The organism is Chromobacterium sp. W521 (assembly GCF_052805975.1).
Genome location: NZ_JBRBAF010000014.1, coordinates 38,444 through 57,327, shown reverse-complemented (window position 1 = coordinate 57,327; position 18,884 = coordinate 38,444). Strand labels below are relative to the sequence as shown.

Genomic DNA, 18,884 nt, shown 5'->3' with positions numbered 1-18,884 from the left:
CCCCAGCCAACAAAGCAGCCTAACGCAACTGCCCATGCGGATCGATGACGAATTTCTTCGGCGCGCCGCCATCGAATTCGGCATAGCCCCTGGGCGCGTTGTCCAGACTGATGATCTCCACCCCCACCACTTCGGCGATATTGATGCGCTCCCACAAAATCGCCTGCATCAGCGCGCGGTTGTACTTCATCACCGGGGTCTGTCCCGTGAAGAAGCTGTGCGACTTGGCCCAGCCCAGGCCAAAGCGCACCGACAAGCTGCCCTGCCTGGCCGCCTCGTCCACGGCGCCGGGGTCGTCGGTCACGTAGAGCCCGGGAATGCCGATGCGACCGGCCTCGCGCGTCACCTCCATCAAGGCGTTGAGCACGGTGGCCGGGGCCTCCTGGCGCGAACCGGCGTGGCCGTGCCCGCGCGCCTCGAAACCGACGGCGTCGATCGCGCAATCCACTTCCGGCACACCCAGGATGACGGCGATCTGCTCGCCCAACGTCGCATCCTGCGATAGATCCGCGGTTTCAAAGCCGACGGCGCGGGCATGGGCCAGCCGCGCCGGATTGACGTCGCCGACGATGACCACCGCCGCGCCCAGCAGGCGCGCGGAAGCCGCCGCCGCCAAGCCCACCGGGCCAGCTCCGGCCACGTAGACCGTGCTGCCCGGCCCCACGCCGGCCGATACCGCGCCGTGATAGCCGGTGGGCAGAATGTCGGACAGGCAGGTCAGGTCGCGGATCTTGGCCAGCGCCTGGTCCCGGTCCGGAAATTTCAGCAGGTTGAAGTCGGCGTAAGGCACCATCACGTATTCGGCCTGGCCGCCCACCCAGCCGCCCATGTCGACGTAGCCGTAAGCGCCGCCGGCCCGCGCCGGGTTCACCGACAGGCACACGCCGGTATGCTGCTCCTTGCAGCAGCGGCAGCGTCCGCAAGCCACGTTGAACGGTACCGACACGAGATCGCCGATGCGCAGCGTTTCCACATCGCCGCCCGTCTCTATCACCTCGCCGGTGATTTCATGTCCCAGCACCAAACCGGCAGACGCCGTGGTGCGGCCGCGCACCATATGCTGGTCCGAACCGCATATATTGGTGCTCAGCACCTTGAGAATGACGCCATGGCCGAGCTTGCGCCCGGCCGGGGACGCCAGTTCCGGAAAAGGTATGGACTTCACTTCCACCTGTCCCGGCGCCAGGTACACCACTCCGCGATTGCCTGTCATCATCGTCTCCTCGCAGCCACGCCGGCGGGTTATCCGGCGGTATCTGCTCCCGATGCTAGGAAAGAAAGCGGCGCCGGCCTTGAGTCAAAGCGACCCCTTTGCGATCAAACGCGCCATATCGGCTCAGAACCTGTTCAAAGCCGGTTGCGCTTCATCGATATGGCGTTGAGAACGGCTTCGGTTTTGCTCATTTGCCACTTCTAATCCCCGCTTCCTCAGCCATTCTCGCCTTGTCTCGCTCTTGCTCAAAACTCTGAACAGACTGTCAGCGCCCCAGCGCCTGGCCTACGACAGGCAGCCCCGGCCGGCCGTCGAAGGTATTCACCCCTGCCAGCCAGCTCGTGAGCACGGCCGGGTTCTTTTTCAAATATTCCCGCGCCGCGGTCTCCGGCCTGACCTTGTTCATGATCGGCCCCATCACCTGGTTTTCCATATCGGTACTGAAGCGCAGATTGCGCAACAAGCGGCCGACATTGGCGCAACGCGCCTCGTAATCAGGCGGCAAGGCGGTGAAGACCTTGGCCGCGCCGAAATTGGGACCAAACACCGCGTCGCCGCCGGACAAATAGCGCAGCTTGTGCTGGACGTTCATCGGGTGCGGCTCCCAGGCCAGGAACACCATCCATTTCTTCCGCCGCTCCGCGCGTTCCAGTTCGGCCAGCATGCCGGCCTCGCTGGATTCCACCAGCTTGAAGCCGCCCAACCCGTACTGTTGCTTGCGGATCATGCCGTCGATCAGGCGGTTGCCGTCGTTGCCGGCTTCGATGCCGTAGATCTTGCCGTCCAGTTGCGCCTTGAAACGGGCGATGTCCTTGAAATCGCGCAAGCCGGCGGCGGCCACGTAGTCCGGCACCGCCAGCGTATATTTAGCGCCGCTCAGATTGGGCTCGGCCAGCACTTTGATCTGGCCCGCTTTCAGATAGGGCTCGATCAGCGGCGTCATCGACGGGCTCCAATACCCCAGGAACACGTCGATCTGCCGGGTCTTGAGCCCGGAGAAGGCGATGGGCACCGAGGCCATGGTCACGCTGGTGCGGTAGCCCAAAGCCTCCAATACCACGCTGGCCATGCCGGTGGTGGCCGCGATGTCCGTCCAGCCCACATCGGCGAAGCGCACATTGCGGCAAGCGGCAGGCTCCAGAGCCGCCGCGCTGCCCGCGACGGCCAGCAGCAGCGCCGCAGACATTGCTTTGAATCGATTCATCCCTTCCTCCCGGGCAGCGATGATGGCGAGAGTCCGCCCGGCGGCCGCTGCCGCGCCGCCAACAGGTTCACTAATCCCGTTCAAAGTCTCGCAAGCCGGAGCAAGACCGGGCCTTGCGGCCGAAGAAGCAGACTGCTCATGTTGTGCCCGAATAGTCTGAAGCAGCACCCGCCGTACCACGTCTCACGCAGTGCCGCAGACCTTGAGATTTTCAGGCGATGGCCCCTGCCGCCACCAGGTATTGCTGCCGCTCGCGGCTGGGCGGATAGCCGAACAGCCCGCGGTAGGACTTGGAAAAATGAGAGGAAGACAGGAAGCCGCAAGCCACGGTGACTTCCATCACGGTCATATTGGTTTGCAACAGCAGCTCTCGCGCCCGCCGCAGGCGGAGGTCCAGATAATATTGCGCCGGCGTGGTGCTCAGATAACGCTTGAACAGCCGCTCTAGATGGCGCAGCGACACGCCCAGCTCCGCCGCCAGATGTTCCAGAGAGCGGGGGTTCTCGATATTGCTCTCCATTGACAAGGCGGCGTCCAACAAGGCCTCGTGTCCGGTACCGATGCGTGCCAGCAACGGGATGTGCTGGCGGTCGCCATCGTCGCGCAGCCGGTCCACGATGAATTGCACCGAGACGTCGGCCGCCAGACTCTTGCCGCCCTTGTGGCGAATCAGATGACACATGAAGTCCAGCGGCGCGGTGCCGCCGCTACAGGTGAAGCGGTCCCGGTCCAGCACAAACAGGTCCGAGGTGAATTGGGTGCGAGGGAATTCCTCACTAATGGACAGCAGGTTTTCCCAATGGATGGCACAGCGGTAGCCGTTCAACACCCCGGCCCGGGCCAGCGCGAAGGTGCCGGTGCAGATCGATCCCAGCGGCACGCCCTGGGCCGCGAAACGACGGATCAGCGCCTGCACCTTGTCGGTGGCCGCTTCGCGCACCTGACAGCCGCCACAAACGATCAGCATATCGTACTGCTGCGGATGGCCCGGCGCGGAGATCGGCGACAGACTCAGGCCGTTGCTGGCGCTGACCGGCTCGCCGTCCGCGGACAGCAAGCTCCAGCGATACAGCTTCTTGCGCGACAGGTAATTGGCCATGCGCAGCGGCTCCACCGCGTTGGAGAACGCGATCATTGAGAACTGATCCAGCAGCAAAAAGGCGATATGCGACAACGAGGCGATCTGTTGCGGTCCCATCACGACCTCCAGTGTGTGCGTTGCGAGGATTGTTGTTCTGCTCCAAAACGGTTCGCAGCCGGCCTTGAAAATCGCCGCGCATGCGTGTGTGCTTGTTTGTCCGTTGTTTCCGCCCTGCCCGCTCCCAGAACCTGTTCAAAGTCTCGCGAGCAAGAGCGAGATCGTGAACCGGCTCTCAGCCGTCGGCCGCTGCGCCCGCTTCCGGCGCGCGGCCGAAACTTTCTGTGATCCGGTCCAGGATGATGGCCAGCAGCACCACCGCCAGCCCGCTCTCGAAACCGAGGCCGACGTCCAGCCTCTGGATGCTTGCCAGGACATCGTTGCCCAGGCCGCCGGCCCCCACCATGGAGGCGATAATCACCATGGACAGCGCCATCATGATGGTCTGATTGACCCCGGCCATGATGGACGGCAGCGCGATGGGCAACTGGACCTTGAACAGCAATTGCCACGAGGTGCAGCCAAAGGCGTTGCCAGCCTCCACCTGCTCCCGATTCACCTGGCGGATGCCCAGGTTGGTCAAGCGCACCGCCGGCGGCACCGCGAACACCACGGTGGCCAGGATGCCCGGCACCCGCCCCAGTCCGAAGAACATTGCCGCGGGAATCAGATAAACGAAAGCCGGCATGGTCTGCATGAAGTCCAGCGCCGGCCGTACCAGGGCGTTGGCCAGCCGCCAGCGGGCGCAGCAGATGCCCAGCGGCACGCCCAACATTAGGCTGACGCAGGTGGCGGACAGGGTCAGCGCCAGCGTGGCGACGGTCTGGCTCCAGAAGCCGGTGGCCCAGATCAGGCCCAGCGCCGCGCAGACGAAGACGGCAAACTTCCAGCCCAGACGCCACAGGCCGATGCCAGCGAATAAGCCGGCTAGCGCCCATGGCGGCACGCCCTGCAATAACGCTTCCACCAGGGTAGCGAACCAGTCGATGCCGCCGCCGACGGCGTCGAAGGCGCCGGCATTGTTTTCCAACAGAAAATGGATGATCTGATTGACCCAGCTGCCTATCGGCAGCGGAGCCTGGGGGCTGGTGTCGGACATGCGGCGTGTTCCTCGTCTCGCCGGGCGCGCCAGGGACGACGAGAGCCACGCCCCCGCGCCGGCGACGCCCGTTGGGGGTTCAGTGGTGGGAGGCCGCGCTTGGGCGGTGCTGGGACAACTTGCTGAGCACGCTGCTGGTGGTGATTACGCCCAGGCAGCGGCCGTCGCCGTCCCGCACCTGCAGCGGTTCGGCCTGTGCTTGAAGCCGCAACAGCACATCGGACAGGCTACAGGACGGCTCCACATGCGATGCGGCAGCCAGGCGCGGCGGCGGCGCGGCTTCTATCAGGTCCTTGGCCTGCAGATAGCGCGAGGTGTCCACGCTTTTGAAGAAGTTGCGCACATAGTCGTCGGCCGGACATTCGATGATTTCGCGCGGGCTGCCCACCTGCACCAGCCGCCCGCCCTCCATGATGGCGATACGGCTACCGATACGCAGCGCCTCTTCCAGATCATGGGAGACGAAGACGATGGTGCGGCGCTGCTCGCGCTGCAATTGCAGCAGCAAGTCCTGCAACTCCGCGCGCTTGAGCGGGTCCAGCGCTGAAAAGGCCTCGTCCATCAGGATCAGCGAGGGATTGACCGCCAGCGCGCGCACCAGGCCCACCCGCTGCTGCATGCCGCCGGAGAGTTGATGCGGATACTTGCTGGCGAAGTCGGCCAGCCCCACTTGCTCCAGCACTTCCCGCGCCCGCGCCTCGCGGGCCTTGCGCCCGAGACCGGCCACTTCCAGGCCAAAGGCGGCGTTGTCCAGCACCGTGCGGTGCGGCATCAGCGCAAAGCTCTGGAACACCATGCTCATGTCGCGGCGGCGCAAGGCCACCAATTGCTTGGGCGACAGCCGGGTCAGGTCCTGACCGTCCAGCAGGATCTGGCCGGCGCTCGGCTCCAGCAAGCGGTTGATCAGGCGAATCAGCGTGGATTTTCCGGAGCCGGACAAGCCCATCAGCACGAAGATTTCACCTGCGCGCACCGAGAACGATACGTCGTTAACGCCCACCACCGCCCCGGTGCGCCGAAACACTTCGTCCTTGTTCTCGCCGGCCCGCAGCAAGGACATCACTTCCGCCGGCTTGCCGCCGAACACCTTGTAGAGGTGGCTGACCTCGACCTTGATCGTTTGCATCCCCGCTCCCTTCGGCGCGACCGCCGACAATTCGAACAATGTTTAACGCAAATCAAGGTTCAAGATAGAAAGGAAGGGCCTCGCCAAGTAACGGTATTCCGACATCAAGCCGCTCAAATCCGACATCCGCGCGCAAAACCGGCTGGCATAGGCCTGGCCGCCGGCTCCAGTGCCGGCTTTCGTCTCCAGCCCGGCTGGCCGGTGTCGTAAAAAAACCGCAACCCACCGTTAGAACCTGCTCAAAGCTTGCCGCGCTTCGGCGATACGGCGTTGAAAACAAAAACGCCCGCCGCGGCCGGGCAGGCGTGGAGGACAGGGAGGCGACGGACGCGCGCTCAGACCTGTCAAAGGCTGCCGCGCTTCAATGGCGCCTTGTTGAAAACACACTCAAAACGCGCAATATCGCTTGTGCACCCCGCTTTTTAGCTTGCTCTCGCCTTGTTTCGCCGCGGCTCGCGAGACTTTGGGCAGACGCTCAGCGATCCACCACCAGATCGGTCAGCGGCAAGCTGCAGCAAGGCAGGAAATAACCCTGCTCCACTTCGCGCGGCCGGATGCCTCCCTGATGCCTCATGTCCACCCGGCCTTCCAGCAGGCGGCTCTTGCAACTGCCGCACACGCCGCGGGTGCAGGACGCAGGCAGACGCATGCCCTTGGCCAACGCGGCCGCCAGCACGGTCTGTCCCGGCGCCACCGACAAATCGTCACCCGTTTTGGCGAAGCGCACATTGAAACCGCGGCTCTCGACGCTGGGCTGCGGCGTCCACCCTCCTTCGTCCGGCGGCGCGGCGCTCAGCTCGGCGAAGTTGAAGCTTTCCTCGTGATAACGGCTCATGTCGAAACCGCACAGTTTCAGCAGCTCCCGCACCCCGGCCATATAGGGCGCGGGACCGCAGCAGAACACCTGGCGCGCGAGCAAGTCCGGCGCCATGCGCTCAATCAGCGTCCGATCCAACCGGCCAATCAGGCCGGCCCAATCCGGTTCGCCCGCCCGGTGTTCGCAAATCACCGCCTGGCTGAAGGTGGGATGGATGCTGGCCAGCAGGCTCAGTTCCTTGCGAAACACGATGTCGCGCGGAGAGCGCGCGCTGTGTACAAACAGGATGTCGGCGCCGGAGGCCAGGTCGGTCAACGCCCGGGTCATCGACATCAGCGGGGTGATGCCGCTGCCTGCGGACAGAAAGAGATAGGGCGAACCAGGGTGGCGCGCATAGCTGAACTCGCCGGCTGGCCCCAATACCCGTAGCGCCATTTCCGGCCGCAGATGCTCATGCAGCCAAGAGGAAGCGACGCCGCCGGGAATGCGTTTGACGGTGATGGACACCCGGTCCGGCCGGGTGGGCGTGGACGACAGCGTGTAACAGCGGTTGACCGCAACTCCGTTGATGTCCAGCTCCAGCGTGATGAACTGGCCAGGCAAGTAATGGAAACGGCGCGGCGGTTCGGCGCGGAACACGAAGGTTTTCACATCGTGAGTTTCCTCCCGCGCCTGAACGCAGACGAGCAGGCCATCCTCGCCGGCGCGCCACAACGGCAGGTCGGCGGTTTGCGGAAGGGTGTCCAATAGGCTGACCGGCGGCGCGCTATTCATGGTCCCGCCGTTCCCGCTCCAGGCCATCGCCCAGACGCTGCGTGTACCATTGAGTGAATTTCTCCACCAAGGACTCGGTATACGGCGAATAAGGACCGGGCCGATAGGCGGAGCCGTTGATGCCGCGCTGCGACTCCTCCACCAGCCGACGGTCCTGCTGATTGGTGGCCTTCCATACCCTGGTAAGGTTGTCCACTTCATAGTCCACGCCTTCCACCGCGTCCTTGTGCACCAGCCAGGTGGTACGCACCAGCGTGCTGTCCACCGACAGCGGCAAGGCGGTGAAGGTGACGATATGGTCGGCCATGAAATGGTGCCAGGAGTTGGGCTGGGTCCAGAACGACAGACCGCCGGACGCCGGATCGCTCAGATCGCCCAGCAGCTTGCGACAGGCCGCGCCGGTGTCCACGGTCTGAGACTGGCCCTTGCGGTCCAGCGGCATGCGCATCGCGCGGAAGCCGGACACCTCGGACAGGCGCTCGATCTCGACCGAGGGCAAGCCGCCGGCCTCCCAGCGCGCGTGGTGCTCGGCGACGACGCGCTGGTAGTCGGCCAACCCGGAGGCTTGCTCGGCCCGGGGCGCGAAGCCGTAGCTGTAGGCGTACAGCGAGACGGTCAGCTCCGGATGGTTGGCGGTGCAGTGATAGCACTCGCGGTTGTTCTCCATGGTCAGCTTCCAGTTGCCGGCCTCGACGATGTCCACCTGGGCCGCCACCTTGCACTCGTCGATGCGGTGCGGCGCGATATAGGGCGCCATCCGCTCCATCATCTCGTCGATATCCTCCGGCGGCTGCTCGGCAAGGCAAACGAACAGCAGCCCTTCCAGGTTTTTCAACGCCACCGGCTTGAGGCTGTGATGCGTCGGGTCGAAGCCGTCCTCCATATGGTCGGCGAAGATCAACCGGCCAGACAGATCGTAAGTCCATTGATGGTAGGGGCAGACCAGATTGCCCACCGAGCCCTGACGCTCGGCGCACAGCCGCGAGCCGCGGTGGCGGCAGACATTGTGAAAGGCGCGAATGGCCATATCGTCGTCGCGCAGGATCAGGATGGGGTCGCGCCCCAACTCCACGGTCAGGTAGTCGCCCGGCTCGGGTATTTCCGCGCTGACGCCGACATAGATCCAGTGACGGCGGAAAATGTATTCAAGATCGGCCTCGAACACCTGCGGCGAGCGATAGAACGGCGCCTCCAGACTGTAACCGGGACGGCGGCGGGCCAGCAGTTCGCGCAGCGGGGCCGTGGTCGCAGCCGGGAAGGGAATGACGCTATGGGACATGTCTCGCTCCTCTCAATGGCAGACGGCTCAGAAATCGACGAGCCGATGTTGGCGCAGGTAATCCAGCACCGCTTGCGCTTTCTCGACGGAATCCCCCTGTTTTACGACGCGCCCTCCAGCCGCCGCGTCGTCGCCGGCAATCGCCCCCATCAGGCGCTCCAGGCCGCTGCCGCGCTGCGCCGCCAGCGCCCGGGCGCGTCGCGCCGGCTCCAGCCTGGGCGCCGGCATGGCCCCCCCCTCCGCCGCGCGGCGCGTCACCACGCCGCGTTGCAAACCGGCCCAGGACCAGCGCGGCTCCGCGCCGTCCGGCTTGACGCTGGCCAGCAGCGGCGCCTGGGCCGCCAGCCGTCGCCTCCGCCCCCTGGTCAGGCCTTGCAGCGCCCGCCATTCTCCGCCCTCTTCCGTCAAGGACAGCACTCCGGGCAAAAGCGGGCGGTCCAGGCCTTCGGCCAATAGATACGGCAGCAACGCCGACGCCTCGCCGCCTCCCGAGCGTTCGCCACACAAAATCAGTTCGAAATCGCCCAGCGCGGCGATCAATGCCGGCGTCGGATCGCTGTCCGCCGGCAGCTGCAACACGGCGATGGCCTCCGCGCCCTGGGCCAGATAGTCGGCCAGCGCCGTCTTGTCCGCGTCGCCGGCGTGCAATACCACGAAGGCGCGGCCCAGACGGCGCGCCAGCGCCAGCGCTGCCAGATCGCCCGGGCCGGCGCAGGGCCGCCCGCTGACCGGGTGCGGCGCCGGAGCCACCAGCACCGCCGTTTTCGCCGCAGCGGCGGCGGAGAAAACCGTCTCGCTCATTTCCCCATCTCCTTTCCCTCAAGCTCCAGCAAGGCTTGCAAGGCGTGAATGAAGGACTGGCAGTCGTCGATCACGCTGAGGTCCGCCCGCTTGACCATGGGCGCGGCCGCGTCCAGATTGACTGCGATCACATGGCGGCAAGCCTTGATGCCTTGCAGGTGCTGCACCGCGCCGGAGATGCCCAGCGCCAGATAGGCGCTGGCCTGCACGCTGCGGCCGGTGGCGCCCACTTGCTGGTCGCGACGGAAGCGTCCGTCGTCCACGGCCACCCGCGAGGCGCCCACCGCCGCGCCCATGGACTCCGCCAGCCGCAGAAAGGCCGGCACGTCGCTGACCCCGTTGCCAGCGGCCAGGATCAGGTCCGCCTCTTCCAGCGCCAGTTGCGAGGCAGGGCTGGCGACGCAGCCCAGATCCCGCACCCGTTCCTCCGCCTCCTCCAACCGGCAAGCCAGCCTCGCCCCCAGCCCGACGAAGGGCAGACGGACATCGGCCACGCCGCGCGCGAGCAAGAGCGCCTGGGCTCGCGGATGCACGCTGAAGCCCGCGCCCGGCCGGCGACGGCGCACGCCGTCGGCGGCGATTTCCACAACGTCGGTCAACACCGACAGGCGCTCGCGGCAGGCGAAGCGCCGGCCCAGGTCGGCGTCCTCGCCGCGGTCGGCGAACAGGACATGACGCGGCTGCTCCCGCCGCCACAGCCGCTGCAACAAGGCCAGCTTGGCTTCCGGCGCAAAGCCCGGATCAGCCGGCGTCAAGACGCGATCCAAGGCCAGTTCCGCCAGTTCGGCGTCGGCGCACCCCTCCATGCCGAACAGCACCGCCAACACCTCCTCGCTCGGACCGGCCAGCAGCGCGGCGGCGGCGATGGCCTCGCGCGCCGCTTCATCCAACTGACCGCGCTCGGCGTGCGCCACCACCAACAACCGCCCATCGAACGGCCCGGCGCTACGCAGCGGCTTGAGCTTGACCGCGCTCGCCGGCGGCGCTTCGCGAAGGCCGCCGTCCTCGCCCAGCACAATGCGCTTGAGCCCGCCCGGCGAAAGTATCCAGGGCCGGCGCGGGTCCACTCGCGGGGCGGTTGGCTTCATCTTCATGCTTCCTCCTTCACGACCTGGCCTTGCGGCGCCGCGCCCCGCCCTTGCCCGGTTTCTGGGCCGGTATCCAGACGTTCCGCCACCAGTTCCGCCAATTCCACCACCTCCGCCCGCTCGCCGCTGACGCCCTCAAGCATCGCGGTGCAATTGGGGCAAGCCACCACGACACGGCCGGCGCCGGCGGCGCGGACGTCGTCCATGCGCATGTCCGGAATCCGGCGCGACCCCGGCACGTCGGTAAAGGCCGCCCCGCCGCCCCAGCCGCAGCAGCGGGCGTCGCGGCCGGAACGGCTCATCTCCACCACCTGGATGCCGATGCCCGCCAGCACGCGGCGCGGCGCGGCGTAGCCCTCGTTGTAGCGGCCGAGATAACAGGGGTCGTGATAGCTCAGCGGCTCCGTCGAGTCGCGAGAGCGCACGCGAAGCGCGCGCGTCTCCAGCAACTGGTCCAGCAGCCGGCTGTGATGCCAGACTTCGTAATGTCCGCCCAGCGCCGGGTACTCATTGGCCAGACAGTGAAAAACATGCGGGTCCGGCGTGACGATGCGGGCAAAACGATAGCGCCCCAGCGTGGCGATATTGGCCAGCGCCAGCCGCTGAAAGCCCGCCTCGTCGCCCAGCCGGCGCGCCAGATCGCCGCAATCGCGCTCGGCTTCGCCCAATGCCGCGACGCGCAGACCGGCGGCCTTGAGCACGGTCAGCAAGGCGCGCAAAGCGCGCTGGTAGCGCATGTCGAAAGCGCCCTCGCCCGCCAGCAGCAGCCAATCGACCGACTCCCCCTCGCGCAGCAGCGGCAGATTCAGGTCTGTCGCCCAGTGGTAGCGGGCGCGCAGCGGATGACCGCCGACGGTGTCGGTATGCCGCAGATTAGCCAGCGCCGCCGCACCCTTGCCCGGCAGCTCGCCCCGCGTCAGGGTCAGGTGTCGGCGCAGGTCGATCACCGCGTCGACATGTTCGATCAACATCGGGCAGTTTTCCACGCAAGCGCGACAAGTGGTACAGGACCATAAGGTATCCGCCTCCAACACGCCGCCGACGATCTCCCCATCCGCGCCCGCGGCCACGGTCGCCGGCCGGCCCGGATGCGGGCTGCCGGCGTAAGCCGGACCGCCGCCGCCCATAGCCGTCACCAGGTCCTGGATCAGGCGCTTGGGGTTGAGCGGCTGGCCGGCGGCAAAGGCCGGACAGGCGGCTTCGCATTTGCCGCATTGCACGCAAGCGTCGAAGGACAGCAGCCGGTTCCAGGCAAAATCGGCCGCCCGCGCCGCGCCCAGCTCGCCGGCGGCCAGGTTCAAGGGCTTCAGATCGGCGGACTTGCCGACGAAACGCTCGGCGCGCGGGTGGAAGGCCAGGTGCAGCAAACCGGCCACCGCGTGTTTCATCGGCCGGCCCAGGCCTATGCCCAGAGCCAGTTCCGCGCCGCCCAACGCCAGCAGTGACAAAGCGACGGCGGCCAGCCCTTGCCCTGCGGCGCTCAACCAGACGTCGCCGCCGGCCAAGACTGCGGCCAGCAGCGCGCCCAACGCGAAACAGGCCAGCCGGGCCGGCAACCGCTGCCATTCTCCCTGAGACAGCCGGGCCGGCGGCGCGCGGCGGCGCGCGCGCATCAAGGCCGCGCCGATCAACATCAGAACGGCCGCCGCCGCCAGCAGCAGGTCCAGCCAGCGCTGATGCAGCAGCAGGCCGTAATTGAGCGCGATCAGCAACAGCGCCGCCGTCCCGCCGCCAGCCGCCGCCACATGGGCCCGCGCAGCGGCCGGATCGCGGGCCACCACGCGGTGCAGGTCCATGAAGTAACGCTTGGGCGCGGCCAGCAGGCCGCGCCAGGATGCCGGAGCGGCACGCCCTCGCCGCCACAACCCCGCGCGCTGAAGCAGGCCAGCGCTCAGCAGCAGCGCGCCCAACCAGAACAGGCCGCTAAGGAGGTAGGGAAAACTCATGTCAGAAATCCTTGGCCAGCCGCAGAGCGTCGTAGAGCGCGCCGTGGATGTTGTGCATGGAGACGCAGTCGCCTACGCGGAACAGCAGGAATTCCCTGGCCGCGAGCGGCCAGTCCAGACAGGGCTGCGGCTCGGCGGCGAACAACGCCCGCACATCAGTCTGACCGCGGTTTCTCGACAAGGGCTTCAGTTGCCCGTACAGGGCGTCGTCCGGCAGAACGCCGTTGTCTATTACCACCTGGTCCACCGCCCGCTCTTCCAGCGCTTCGGTGTATTCGTTGCGCAGCACGGCGATTTTCTTGTCGCCTTCGGCGTACACCCCCTCCAGCCAGACATTGGGGGTGGGGATGATGCCTTGGGCGTACAGGCGGCGGTAGAAGATGGGAAAGGTGGTGCCGCCGGTGTCGTCGCCCACCTTCACGTCCGGCGTGGCGATTTCCACCGTGCTGCCGCGGCTGGCCAAATAATCGGCGACGCCGAAGCCGGCGTGGGTGCCCAGCGCGTCGTAAACCAGCACATTGCGAGCCGGCTCCACCTGGCCGGACAAGATATCCCAGCTGCCGACGGCCAGCCCCTCCGCCACGCCCCAGGCCGGCACCTGGCCGGTATGCGGCCGGCCGCCGGTGGCCAGTACCACGATATCCGGCCGTTCGTCCATGATCATGGAGCGGTCCGCTGTCGTGCTCAGCCGGCGGTCCACGCCCAGGCGCTGAGTTTCCATGTCCAGCCAGCGCACGATGCCGGCCATTTGTTCGCGCTGCGGCGCGCGCGCCGCCAGCAGGATCTGACCGCCCACCTGCGGCTGCCTCTCGAACAGCACCACCTCGTGCCCGCGCTCGCGCGCCACCCGCGCCGCCTCCAGCCCGGCCGGCCCCGCGCCCACCACCACTACCCGGCGCTGCCGCGCCGCCCGCGAGATAAGATGGGGCATGGTGGACTCGCGGCTGGTGGCGGCGTTCTGGATGCACAGCACATCCTGACCGTAGTACTGGCGGTCTATGCAGTAATTGGCGCCCACGCACTGGCGGATCTGGTCTTCCTTGCCGTCGCGGATCTTGATCACCAAATACGGGTCGGCCATGTGGGCGCGGGTCATGCCCACCATGTCCACCATGCCGGCGGCCAGGATGCGCTCCGCCTGCACTGGATCGCGTATGCTCTGCGCGTGCATCACCGGCACCTTGGACACCGATTTGATGCCGGCGGCCAGGTGCACGAAAGGCTCGGGCGGCAGCGCCATCGGCGGCATGCAGTTGGCCAGGCTGTTGTGGGTGTCCGCGCCGGAGCCTATCACCGACAGATAGTCGATCAGCCCGGTTTCGGACATGGCGGCGGCAATCTCCTTGAGCATGTCGTGACTAAGGCCGTCTTCGTGGAATTCATCGCCGCTCATGCGCAGACCGACGCAGAAGTCCGCGCCCACCTCGGCGCGCACCGCTTGCAGCACCTCCATGCCGAAGCGCAGCCGGTTTTCCAGGCTGCCGCCCCATTCGTCGTCGCGCTGATTGGTGCGCGGGCTCCAGAACTGGTCGATCAAGTGCTGGTGGGCGGCGGCGATCTCGATGCCGTCCAGGCCGGCGGCCTTGACCCGCCGCGCCGCCAGCGCGAAGTCCGCGATCACGCGACGAATGTCCTCCACCTCCATGATCTTGGCGTTGCCGCGGTGCACCGGCTCGCGCACGCCGGAGGGGCTGAGCAGATGCGGCCAGTGCTCGCCCTGAAAGCTGGAGCGCCGCCCCATGTGGGTAGCCTGGATCATGATCTTGGCGCCGTGGCGGTGCATGGCTTCCGCCAGCCGCGCCAGCGGTTCTATCACCGCATCGCTGGTCAGGTTCACCGATTTCCACCAGCCCTGCGGGCTGTCGATGGACACCGGACTCGAGCCGCCGCAAATCGCCAGCGCCAAACCGCCCTTGGCTTTTTCTTCGTAGTAGCGGATGTAGCGCTCGCCCGGCAGGCCGCCGGCTTCGGCGTAGACCTCGGCGTGGGCGGTGCTCACGATGCGGTTACGCAAGGTCAGCCGGTTCAGGGTGATGGGTTCGAACAAATGCGGGTAAGACATGGCCGGCTCCTGGTTACAAAGGGTGGACCGAAAACGCGCAATACGGCGCGCCCTGCCCAGCGCACTGGCTTTCGCGGCTGACGGTGCGGTAGTCGTGCCCCAGGCTTTCCCCCACCCAGTCCATCGCTCCGGCGAACCAGCCGGCGAAGAGATAGCAGGCCATATGCTCGCTTTGCGGCGCGCCGGCCTCGCCCTGGGCCAGCACGAAGCAGGAGTGGTCCAGCCGGATGTGGGCATTACCGCTGGCTACATCCGCCTCCAAAAAGCGGAAGCGGCCCCAGCCGCGCAAAGACAGCCGGCTCAGATAGTGCTCGAACACCGCCAGGCCGGTCAGGCCGTGGGTGGCCGCTTCGCTGGCGCACCAGTAGTGGGCGGAACGATGTCCGGCCTGGTAGAGCGCGTCCGCGTACGGGTAACGGCCCAGCGCGGCCTCCATGGCCAGGTGGTTGTTGATGAAGAAATGACGCGGCACGTACAACATGGGCAGGCCATTGGTGCGCCAGACGCCGCTGTCGGGGTCCACATCGATGGGAAGTTGCGGTTGCATGCCGTTCTCCTGGAAACCTGTTCAAAGCCTGCTACGGTTCGGCGATACGGCGTTGGAAACGACTTCGAAACGCCGATATACCAAACGCATATCTCGCTTTCTCAGTGGTTTGCGCCTTGTCTCGCTCTTGCCCGCGAGACTTTGAACAGGCTCCGAGCAAGCCGGGCACAGCCCGCCATTGCCGGCATGTTGCCGCAGGTCATCCCAAGCCAGCCCCCTCGGCGCGACCGGTTTTTGCCCATTGCCGACACCGCACGGCGCGGTCGCAAAAAAGGCGGACCGCGGTCCGCCAAGGCGAGGAAGAGTATTGAACACACGATGACTCAGGGCACCCACTCCGCCACCCGCTCCGGATGGGCCCTAATCCAGGATGCCGCCGCAGCGGCGGGCTTGGCACCGGTCTCCACCGCCAGCATCAGCGGGCCGATCTCCTCCGGCCGCCAGCGGAAGCGCTGCAGGAAGGCCAGCACCCGCGGCGCCTTGGCGCTCAGGCCGGGATGGGCCACATTGTTGACGTGTTCGGCCTCTCCAAACACTTTTTGCGGATCGTCGAGAAAGCGCAGCTTCCATTTGGCGAATATCCAGTGCGGTACCCAGCCGGTCACCACGATGGGCTTGCGGGCGCTGATGGCGCGCGCCAGCTCCGCCGTCATGCCCGGCCCGGAACTGGGCATCAGCGCAAAATTCAGCCGGTAGGCCTTGATCGCCGCCTCGGCCTTTTGCATGACTCCGGCGCCGGCGTCTATGCCGACGATGCGCCCCTGGTACGCCGCGCGGGCGGCGTTGAGATCGCCGATGGAGCGGGCGTCGACATAGTCCGGCACGACCAGGCCAATGCGCGCGTCAACGTAATTAGGCCCCAAGTCCAGTACCTTGTCCTTGAACTGCCGGTAATACGCGCCCTGCGTCACCGGCAACCAGGCCGACAACGTGGCGTCCAGATCTCCGCGCGCCACGCCCTGCCACATGATGCCGGCGGCTACCGGCATCAGTTCCACCGGGTGGCCCAGCCGACCGCGAATGATCTGGGCCGCCACTTGGGTGGTGACCACGCTGTCCGCCCAGCCTTCGACATAGCCGATCTTGATCGCTGGTTTGCCGGGCGTGGCCTCGATCGCCTGGGCCGGCGCACACAAGAGCAGCAGTAGGATGCAGCACCATTGCCTCAACATATTTGTTTCCTCCCTTAGAACCTGTTTACGATCTGCTGCGCGTTGTGGGGCCTTACACGGTGAGTACACCTTCGAAATGCTTATGTACCAGGTGTACATTCCGCTTTCTCAGCCGTTTTCGCCTTGTCTCGCCTTAGACCCGCTAACAAAACCCCTGATCCTGCGTTGCGCCTCCTTGCCGTACTACTTTGTACTGCCTGCGTCGGCGCGCCTTGGCTCAGGTGCGCTGCGCGGTTTTGTTAGCGGCTCTTGGCTCGCGATATCGTAAATACCCGGTCAAAAATCCGTTGCGCTTCGGCGATGCCGCCTGAAGCCGGCGTGAGAATGCCCATGCGCCCCATTCGGCGTCTTCAAGCGCTCATTGAATCTGCTCCGGCCTCACCACCAGCCAGTTGCGGTCCGCCGTTGCCGGCTGGCCCAACTTGCACTGCTGCTTGGCCGCTTCGCGGCTCCAGTTCCGGATCTGATCCCAATAACCCGCTTTGCGGTCAACCCAGAGCCGCAAGCCGCCCTTGGCCGTATCGGTGCTGTTCAGCAGCATGTAGCCATCGGACTGCGGCGTGTCGCCAGCCACCAGCACCGGCTTGCGCCATTGGTCTATCCAGCCCAGGATGGTCCCGGCCTTGCCCTCGTACCAGGTCATCGGGTTCATCAGATAAGGGGTCAGTTCCAGGTCCAAATTACGTTCCGGCTCATAGCCGCCGCGCTTGATCTGCAAACGCGAGGTGGTGAGCTCGCCGCTGCTTCGGTCCTTCAGCAACAGGTTGATCCCCAACACGTTCTGCGGCGGCGCCTGGTAGCCATAACGCGGGTCGCTGGCCACCATGCGCACCAGTTCTTCGCTGGCCGCGGTCATCACGTAGACCGCGATGCCGTTCTCCTGCAGCTTGGTGTAAAGCTCGACCATGCCGGTGAACACGCGTGGCGCCGGCACGCTGCCCTCCACCACCTTGCCCTGATGAAAATACCTGACGGGCACCGGGGAGCCGCTGGCCATCAGGGCGTCCACCTGCGTCTTGAGTTGGCGCAGCGTCAGCCCGGAAAACACTTGCGCGGCCCAGGGGTAGCAGATCAATTCGTCGATTTCGCACAGCCGCAAATAGTAGCTGTACAGGCTTTCCAGCCGGCCCGGCTCGTCACGGAAGGGGATCAGCTTCAACGACGGGTCCAGCCGCTCTCGGCTCAGCAAGCCCTTGGCCTCCATATAAGGCAGCAGCGCTTCTTCCAGATCGTAGCGGTAGCTGGTGTTGTCCATATCGAACACCGCGTATTCGCCCTTATGAGCATTGGCCTTGATCATGGAGTTCAGCCGCTCCGCGATTTTGGGCGGCCAATGCTTCAGCTCTGTCTCCGCCGCGGCCTGCCTGGCCCAAAACACGAGCGACAACAACAACGTCGCCAACACTTTAAGTTGCTTCATAAACCCTCCTGAATGCGCTTTAGAACCTGTTTACGATCTGTTTCGCTGCGGAGATAGGGCCTTGAAAACCCCTTCGAAAGGGTCATGCACCCTGAGTACACCCTTCCGCTTTCTCAGCCGTTTTCGCCTTGTCTCGCCCTTGCTCGCGAGAGCATAAACAGGTTCTAAGCCCCCCATACCTCGCCGAACACCCTCAACCAGTTCTCCCCCAGCACTTTGCGAATCTTGCTCTCAGACCAGCCGGCCCTCTGCATCGCCGCGGTCAGATTAGGCGTTTCACCTATGGTGCGAATGCCTTCCGGGTTGAGGATGGTGCCGAAATCGGTCAGTCGGCGATACCGGCCTTTGTCGTGGGTGATCCAGTCGAAGAAAGCCTGATCGTAGCCCTGGGTGAAGTCGGTGCCGTAACCGACGCAGTCTTCGCCCACCCGCGCGATCACGTAATCCATCGCTTCCACGTAGTCGTCCACGGTGGCGGCGATGCCGCGGCGCAGGAAGGGAGGAAACATGGTGACGCCGATGAAGCCGCCGTGATCGGCGATGAAGCGCAGTTCCTCGTCGCTCTTGTTGCGCGGATGCGGCTTGAGGCCGGAGGGCAGGCAATGGGAATAGCAGACCGGCTTTTTCGATTCCAGAATGGCCTCGCGCGAGGTGAGACCGCCCACGTGGGACAGGTCCACCATGATGCCGACGCGGTTCATTTCCGCAATGACTTCGCGGCCGAAGCCGGACAAGCCGCCATCGCGCTCGTAACAGCCGGTACCGATCAGGTTTTGCGTGTTGTAGCACAGTTGCACCACGCGCACGCCCATATCGGCGAAGGCTTCGATAGACTCCAGCCTGTCTTCGAAGGCATGGGCATTCTGAAAGCCCAGGATGACGCCGGTGCGCCCCTCCGCCTTGGCGCGACGGATATCCTCGACGCCGCGCACCAAGGTCAAGAGATCGCCGTGCTCACGGATCAACCCTTTCATTTCGGCGATATTGTTCACGGTGTCCTGAAAGCCCTCCCACACCGACACGGTGCAATTGGCGGCGCTCAAGCCGCCACGACGCATGTCCTCGAATACCGGCCGCCCCCATTTGGCGATGATCAGCCCGTCTATCACCAACGCATCTGTGTGCAAATCCATTGCAATCTCCTTCCAGCTTGTCCGCGCCTCTGTCCAACCATTCCGCTGCAGTGCAGCAGGCCGTA

At 65.6% G+C, this 18,884-nt stretch carries 15 protein-coding genes; all 15 read right to left on the bottom strand.

Translation table 11 applies throughout. The annotated features are described in order from the left end of the window. Positions 1-19 precede the first annotated feature (19 nt). The 15 genes from fdhA to ACUXV1_RS19845 all read right to left on the bottom strand — a co-directional run bounded on the left by fdhA (position 20) and on the right by ACUXV1_RS19845 (position 18,819). Positions 20-1,213 (bottom strand): formaldehyde dehydrogenase, glutathione-independent, encoded by a 1,194-nt coding sequence (gene fdhA, locus ACUXV1_RS19915; protein WP_446016298.1) that lies wholly within the window; start codon positions 1,211-1,213, stop codon positions 20-22. A 265-nt stretch (positions 1,214-1,478) separates the two neighbouring features. Continuing rightward, on the bottom strand, positions 1,479-2,417 hold the full coding sequence (locus ACUXV1_RS19910) for a choline ABC transporter substrate-binding protein (protein WP_446016297.1): 939 nt from the start codon (positions 2,415-2,417) through the stop codon (positions 1,479-1,481). 211 nt (positions 2,418-2,628) lie between these two features. Next, on the bottom strand, positions 2,629-3,615 hold the full coding sequence (locus ACUXV1_RS19905) for a GlxA family transcriptional regulator (protein WP_043638736.1): 987 nt from the start codon (positions 3,613-3,615) through the stop codon (positions 2,629-2,631). Positions 3,616-3,790: 175 nt separating this feature from the next. Next, positions 3,791-4,654, bottom strand: coding sequence for an ABC transporter permease (locus ACUXV1_RS19900; RefSeq protein ID WP_081556358.1), 864 nt, complete (start codon positions 4,652-4,654; stop codon positions 3,791-3,793). Positions 4,655-4,733: 79 nt separating this feature from the next. Then, positions 4,734-5,780 (bottom strand): quaternary amine ABC transporter ATP-binding protein, encoded by a 1,047-nt coding sequence (locus ACUXV1_RS19895; protein WP_446016295.1) that lies wholly within the window; start codon positions 5,778-5,780, stop codon positions 4,734-4,736. A gap of 475 nt (positions 5,781-6,255) precedes the next feature. Beyond that, positions 6,256-7,371 carry an FAD-binding oxidoreductase gene (locus ACUXV1_RS19890; protein WP_194426568.1) on the bottom strand — a complete coding sequence of 372 codons (1,116 nt, stop codon included), beginning with the start codon at positions 7,369-7,371 and terminating at the stop codon, positions 6,256-6,258. Then, on the bottom strand, positions 7,364-8,650 hold the full coding sequence (locus ACUXV1_RS19885; RefSeq protein ID WP_114155132.1) for an aromatic ring-hydroxylating oxygenase subunit alpha: 1,287 nt from the start codon (positions 8,648-8,650) through the stop codon (positions 7,364-7,366). The genes ACUXV1_RS19890 and ACUXV1_RS19885 overlap by 8 nt, the downstream gene beginning before the upstream one ends. Before the next feature lie 27 nt (positions 8,651-8,677). Next, entirely contained in the window at positions 8,678-9,451 is a 774-nt protein-coding gene (locus ACUXV1_RS19880; protein WP_446016294.1) for an electron transfer flavoprotein subunit beta, read from the bottom strand. Beyond that, positions 9,448-10,545, bottom strand: a complete 1,098-nt coding sequence (locus tag ACUXV1_RS19875; RefSeq protein WP_446016293.1) for an electron transfer flavoprotein subunit alpha/FixB family protein — start codon at positions 10,543-10,545, stop codon at positions 9,448-9,450. Before ACUXV1_RS19875 ends, ACUXV1_RS19880 begins: the two co-directional genes overlap by 4 nt. Continuing rightward, positions 10,542-12,485, bottom strand: a complete 1,944-nt coding sequence (locus ACUXV1_RS19870; RefSeq protein WP_446016292.1) for a DUF3483 domain-containing protein — start codon at positions 12,483-12,485, stop codon at positions 10,542-10,544. Before ACUXV1_RS19870 ends, ACUXV1_RS19875 begins: the two co-directional genes overlap by 4 nt. A 1-nt stretch (position 12,486) precedes the next feature. After that, a complete protein-coding gene (locus tag ACUXV1_RS19865; protein ID WP_043638760.1) occupies positions 12,487-14,547 on the bottom strand; it encodes an NADH:flavin oxidoreductase in 2,061 nt (686 codons plus the stop codon). 13 nt (positions 14,548-14,560) lie between these two features. Next, positions 14,561-15,094: a DUF5943 domain-containing protein gene (locus ACUXV1_RS19860; RefSeq protein WP_446016291.1), complete on the bottom strand. Its 534-nt coding sequence runs from the start codon at positions 15,092-15,094 to the stop codon at positions 14,561-14,563. A 323-nt stretch (positions 15,095-15,417) separates the two neighbouring features. Next, on the bottom strand, positions 15,418-16,266 hold the full coding sequence (locus ACUXV1_RS19855) for a glycine betaine ABC transporter substrate-binding protein (RefSeq protein ID WP_446016290.1): 849 nt from the start codon (positions 16,264-16,266) through the stop codon (positions 15,418-15,420). Between the two features lie 358 nt (positions 16,267-16,624). Beyond that, positions 16,625-17,686 (bottom strand): haloacid dehalogenase-like hydrolase, encoded by a 1,062-nt coding sequence (locus ACUXV1_RS19850; protein ID WP_446016289.1) that lies wholly within the window; start codon positions 17,684-17,686, stop codon positions 16,625-16,627. 164 nt (positions 17,687-17,850) lie between these two features. Further along, complete coding sequence (locus ACUXV1_RS19845) at positions 17,851-18,819, bottom strand: dipeptidase (RefSeq protein ID WP_194426576.1); 969 nt, start codon at positions 18,817-18,819, stop codon at positions 17,851-17,853. Positions 18,820-18,884 lie beyond the last annotated feature (65 nt).